Origin of the sequence: Propioniciclava sp. (assembly GCF_036744435.1) — a bacterium.
Taxonomy (GTDB): Bacteria; Actinomycetota; Actinomycetes; order Propionibacteriales; family Propionibacteriaceae; genus Propioniciclava.
The window spans coordinates 1-4,779 of the sequence record NZ_DAIOIA010000166.1 but is presented as its reverse complement, the minus strand read 5'-3'; the positions used below and the strand labels follow the sequence as shown (position 1 = coordinate 4,779).

Here is a 4,779-nt window from a genome sequence, read left to right as displayed (position 1 = left end):
GCGTCGAAGGAGATCGACACCGAGGACCTGAGCACCTGGCGGATCCTGTTCTCGGGAACGATCTGGACGCTGCTGCCCGCCCTCGGCGTCGCCGTGCTGTCGTCGCGGCGCCAGGCGGCCCTGCGAGAACGCGCGGACGCGCTGGAGCGGGCTGCGGCGAACGAGCGGCTGCGGCTGGCCCGGGAGATCCACGACGTGGTGGGGCATTCGCTGTCGATGATCTCGCTGCAGTCCGGGGTGGCGCTGCGGGTGCTCGACAACGACCCGGCGCAGGTGAAGGCGTCCCTGGAGGCGATCCGGGGGGCCTCGAAGGACGCGCTGGCCGAACTGCGGCACACGCTGGGAGTGTTCCGCGGGGACGCGGGCGCTTTCGAGGCCGACGACGCGCCGCGGGCCCCCACCCCGACCATCCCCGCCATCGCTGCCCTCGTCGACGACGTGCGCGCGGGTGGCGTCGCCGTGACCCTCGCCCCGTTGCCGGACGCGGGGGGGATCGGCGCCGCCGAGCAGGCGGCCGCCTACCGGATCGTGCAGGAGGCGCTCACGAACGCGGTCCGTCACGCGGCGGGCGAACCGGTCAGCGTCGGCATCCGCCGCGACCCGTCCACCCTGGTCATCACCGTGGTGAACTCCCTGGCCGCGGGCGCGGCGACGCCCGTCATCGAGGGCGGAGGCCTACGCGGCATGCGCGAGCGGGTCGTGGCACTGGGTGGCACCCTGGAGGTGGAGCGGCGGCCCGCGAGTTTCGTGGTGACCGCCGCGCTGCCAGGCACCGGGAGGGACGCATGACCGAGGACCAGCCGCCGATCGGCCAGGAGCACCCGGAGATCGGCGTCCTTCTCGTCGACGATCAGCCGCTGGTCCGGATGGGCTTGCGGGCCCTGGTGGCGTCCGAGCCGGGCATGACCGTCATCGGGGAGGCGTCCGAGGGCGCCGAAGCCGTCACGCTGGCGCGTCGACTGCGTCCGGCGGTGGTGCTGATGGACATCCGGATGCCCGGCACCGACGGGCTCACCGCGCTGCGGACCATCTCCGCCGATCCGACGCTGGCCGACACGCACGTCGTCATGCTCACGACGTTCGAGCTCGACGAATACGTGTTCGCGGCCCTCGAATCGGGGGCGTCCGGGTTCCTCATCAAGGACGCCGACCCCGAGGACATCGTCCGGGGCATCAAGGCCGCCGCCTCGGGAGAAAGCCTGCTCTCGCCCACGGTGACGCGTCGTGTGATCGCCGCGTTCGCGCCCGGACGCCGCCGCTCGTCCGCCGCGCCCCACCCGGGACTGGCCGACCTCACCGACCGCGAGCGTGAAGTCCTCAGCCTGGTCGGCCAGGGGCTGAACAACGACGAGATCGCCGGTCGACTGTTCATCACCAAGGCGACCGCCCGCACCCACGTGAGTCACATCCTGCTCAAACTCGGCGCCCGCGACCGGCCCCAGCTCGTCGTGATCGCCTTCCAATCCGGCCTGGCCTGAGCGCGTCGCGGGCGCCCCTGCCCGCCGCCGACGAACCGGCTCAGGCGGAGTCTCGCACGACCAGTTCGCTCGTCAGGAACACGGGCGAACCAGGCCGCTCCCCCGACAGCAGCCCGATCAGCAGGCGGGCCGCCTCGCTGGCCAGCAGGGACGCCGGGTTCGTCATGGTGGTGAGGGCCGGATCGCTCTGCAGGGCGAGGGCCGAATCGTCGAACCCGACCACCCGGACGTCATCGGGCACCCGACGGCCCGCCTCCCGGAGCGCCTGCAGGGCCCCGGTGGCCATCAGGTCGCTCGCCACGAACAGCCCGTCGAGATCCGGGTAGCGCTGCAGCAGGCTGCGCGTCGCGGCCAGTCCGCCCTCGACGGTGAAGCCGCCGCTCTCGACGCGATCCGCCGACAACCCTGCCGCTCGGACCGCCGCATCGAAGCCCTGGAGCCGTTTGGCGGCCGCAGCCATGTCCAGGGGGCCGGTGACGCTGCCCAAGCGGCGCGCTCCGCGACTCATCAGGAACTCGGTGGCACGCCGGGCTGCCGCCTGCTGGTCGATGTCGGCGTACAGCAGGCCGGGGATCTCCGGATCCCCGACGAAGACCGACGGCATCGCCATCTGGGCCAGCGCTCGTCCCAGCGCCGGGCCGTGATGGGACGCGACGATCGCCCCGTCCACATGCCCGGACCCCAGGTAGCGCAGCACCCGCTCGTCACGGTCGCCCGGTTCCGCGATCACGAGCACCACCTGAAGGTCCGTGTCGTGGAAGCCGACGAGCGCCCCGCGATACAGCTGAGGGAAGAACGGGTCGGCGAACACGCGCTCGCCCGCCTCCGGGACCACGACCGCGATGACGCCCGTCCGCCGCGTCACCAGGGCGCGCGCAGCCGGATTCGGCTGGTACTGGAGCTTCTCGATCGCAGCGCGCACTTGCTCGACCGTCGCCGGCGCCACCAGCCGGGCCCCGTTCACGACCCGCGAGACGGTGGCACGCGACACCCCGGCCAACTGGGCGACATCCTCCAGGGTGGGCGGCAGCGGCTCGCCGCCGGCTTGCTTGGGCCCGGAGCCCCCCACCTCAGGGTTCGATCCGTGAACTACGCACCACTTCCTTATACCAGTGGGCGCTCGACTTGGGCGTGCGGCGCAGGTCGGTGTCGACGCCCAGGATCCCGAACCGGCGCCCGAATCCGTGCGCCCACTCGAAGTTGTCCACGAGCGACCACGCCAGGTACCCGCGCAGGTCCACCCCGTCGGCCACCGCCCGGGACGCCGCCTGCAGGTGGGCGTCCAGATAGGCGATGCGATCGGAGTCGTCCACCGTGCCGTCCGGCAACACCCGGTCGTCGTCGTAGGCAGCACCGTTCTCGGTGATGAACAACGGGACGCCTGCCGGACCGGTGTACTCGCGCTGAAGCCGGGTGAGGAGACGGTACAGGCCCTCCGGATCCACCTCCCAGCCCATCGCCGTCACCGGAATCGCCCGGCTCACCGTGACGGCCTCGGGCGCCGTCACGTGCGGGCTCGCCAGGACCCGGCCTCGCACCAGCGGCCGATCGGCGTGCTCCCCCGGCCGCGGCGCACGGACCATCGACGTCGTGTAGTAGTTCACCCCCAGCAGGTCCAGCGGCGCCGAGATGGCGGCCAGGTCGCCGTCCTGGATCACCCGATCAGGGCCGAGCGGGCCGAGGTCGGCCACCACGTCCGCCGGATAGGCGCCGGTGAACAGCGGATCGAGGAAGTAACGGTTCGCCGTCCCGTCGATCCTGCGGGCCAGATCGACGTCGGCGGCCGCCTCCGGATCGGCGGGCTCGACCGGGCCGAAGTTCAGCGTGATCCCCACCTGCGCCTGGGGGTCGGCGGCCCGCAGCGCCGCGACGGCCAGGCCGTGGCCCAGCAGCAGATGATGCGCGGCCGTGATCGCCTCACCCGGGTCGGTGTGCCCCGGAGCGTGCTCGCCGGACGCGTACCCCAGGAAGGCCGAGCACCACGGCTCGTTCAGCGTCGTCCAGATCCGCACCCGGTCTCCCAGGACGCCGTGCATGAGCGTGGCGAACTCCGCGAACCGGAACGCGGTGTCACGCGACAACCAGCCGCCGGGCAGATGGGAGGGAAGGTCCCAGTGGTAGAGCGTCAGCCAGGGGTCGATGCCCGCCTCCAGCAGGGCGTCGACCAGCCGCGAATAGAAGTCGAGGCCAGCAGGGTTGGGCGTGCCGTCGGGCCTCAGGACGCGGGACCAGCTCACCGAGAATCGGTAGGTGTCCAGCCCGAGCCGGGCCATCCAGGCGACGTCCTCGCCGTAGCGGTGATAGTGGTCCACCGCCACGTCGGCGTCCTCCCCGCCCGCGATGGCACCCGGGACTGCGCAGAAGTCGTCCCAGATGGACGGGGTGCGGCCCCCGGTCCGGGCGGCACCCTCGATCTGGTAGGCCGACGTGGCGGTGCCCCAGCGGAAACCCGCGGGGAAAGCGATCATGGTCATCCTTTGACTGCTCCTTGCATGATTCCCGAGACGAGGTGGCGCCCCGCCACCATGAACAGCAACAGCAGCGGCAACGTGGCCAACACCACGCCCGCCATGATCAAGGATATGTCCTTGAAGTAGGACGCCTGCAGCAACTGCAGCGCGACCGGCAGCGTCGGGTTGGACGAGCCGAGGACCACGAAGGGCCAGAAGAAGTTCGTCCAGGACGCCACGAAGGTGAACAGCGCCAGCATCGCCGCCGCGGGCCGCGCGGCCGGGAGCGCGACGTGCCAAAACGTCGCGATCATCGAGCAGCCGTCGACCCGGGCGGCCTCGATCAGCTCGTACGGCAACGCCTCCGACAGGTACTGGGTCATCCAGAACACGCCGAACGCCGTCACCATGCCGGGCACGATCACCGCGACGAGGTGGCCGGTCCAGCCCAGCCGGGCCATCACGATGAACAACGGAATGATGCCGAGCTGGGTGGGGACCGCCATGGTGCCGATCACGAAGGCCAGCAGCCCCTGGCGGCCGCGGAACCGCAGCTTGGCGAAGGAGAACCCGGCCAGCGTGGCGAAGAAGACGACCGAGACCGACGTGATCACCGCGACGATCACCGAGTTGAGGACGGCCTGCCAGAACCGGATGTCCGAGGTGACCACGCGGACGAAGTTCTCGATCAGGTGATTGCCCGGAATCAGCGAAGGGATCGGATTCTGCGCGATATCCGCGGCGGTCGAACTCGCCAGCAGAACCGCGTAGTAGAGCGGGAACACCGAGATGAGCAGCACCGCGACCAGGAAGGCATAGGTCGCCCAGCCCGGCCGGCGTCCGCCCTGCTC

5 protein-coding genes are annotated in these 4,779 nt (G+C 71.2%); 2 read left to right on the top strand and 3 right to left on the bottom strand.

Going from position 1 to position 4,779, the window contains the following annotated elements:
* The coding region (locus V7E09_RS14465) for a sensor histidine kinase (protein WP_324523604.1) at positions 1 to 789 on the top strand (789 nt) is incomplete at its 5' end.
* On the top strand, positions 786 to 1,478 hold the full coding sequence (locus V7E09_RS14460; protein WP_324509973.1) for a response regulator transcription factor: 693 nt from the start codon (positions 786 to 788) through the stop codon (positions 1,476 to 1,478). The genes V7E09_RS14465 and V7E09_RS14460, both read left to right, overlap by 4 nt.
* Before the next feature lie 40 nt (positions 1,479 to 1,518).
* Here V7E09_RS14460 and V7E09_RS14455 read toward each other — a convergent pair whose 3' ends face one another.
* From V7E09_RS14455 to V7E09_RS14445, 3 genes are all read right to left on the bottom strand, one after another.
* The gene (locus tag V7E09_RS14455) at positions 1,519 to 2,547 is read right to left on the bottom strand and encodes a LacI family DNA-binding transcriptional regulator (RefSeq protein WP_324509975.1); all 1,029 of its coding nucleotides are present in this window, start codon (positions 2,545 to 2,547) and stop codon (positions 1,519 to 1,521) included.
* A gap of 1 nt (position 2,548) precedes the next feature.
* The gene (locus V7E09_RS14450) at positions 2,549 to 3,952 is read right to left on the bottom strand and encodes a GH1 family beta-glucosidase (protein ID WP_324523603.1); all 1,404 of its coding nucleotides are present in this window, start codon (positions 3,950 to 3,952) and stop codon (positions 2,549 to 2,551) included.
* Positions 3,949 to 4,779 (bottom strand): carbohydrate ABC transporter permease (locus V7E09_RS14445; protein WP_324523601.1); only part of this gene is annotated, 831 nt, incomplete at its 5' end. The genes V7E09_RS14445 and V7E09_RS14450, both read right to left, overlap by 4 nt.

What these genes read in the sequence shown, in the direction of transcription:
- V7E09_RS14460 (WP_324509973.1), top strand. Translation starts at nt 786, where the DNA reads ATGACCGAGGACCAGCCGCCGATCGGCCAGGAGCACCCGGAGATCGGC.
- V7E09_RS14450 (WP_324523603.1), bottom strand. Translation starts at nt 3,952, where the DNA reads ATGACCATGATCGCTTTCCCCGCGGGTTTCCGCTGGGGCACCGCCACG.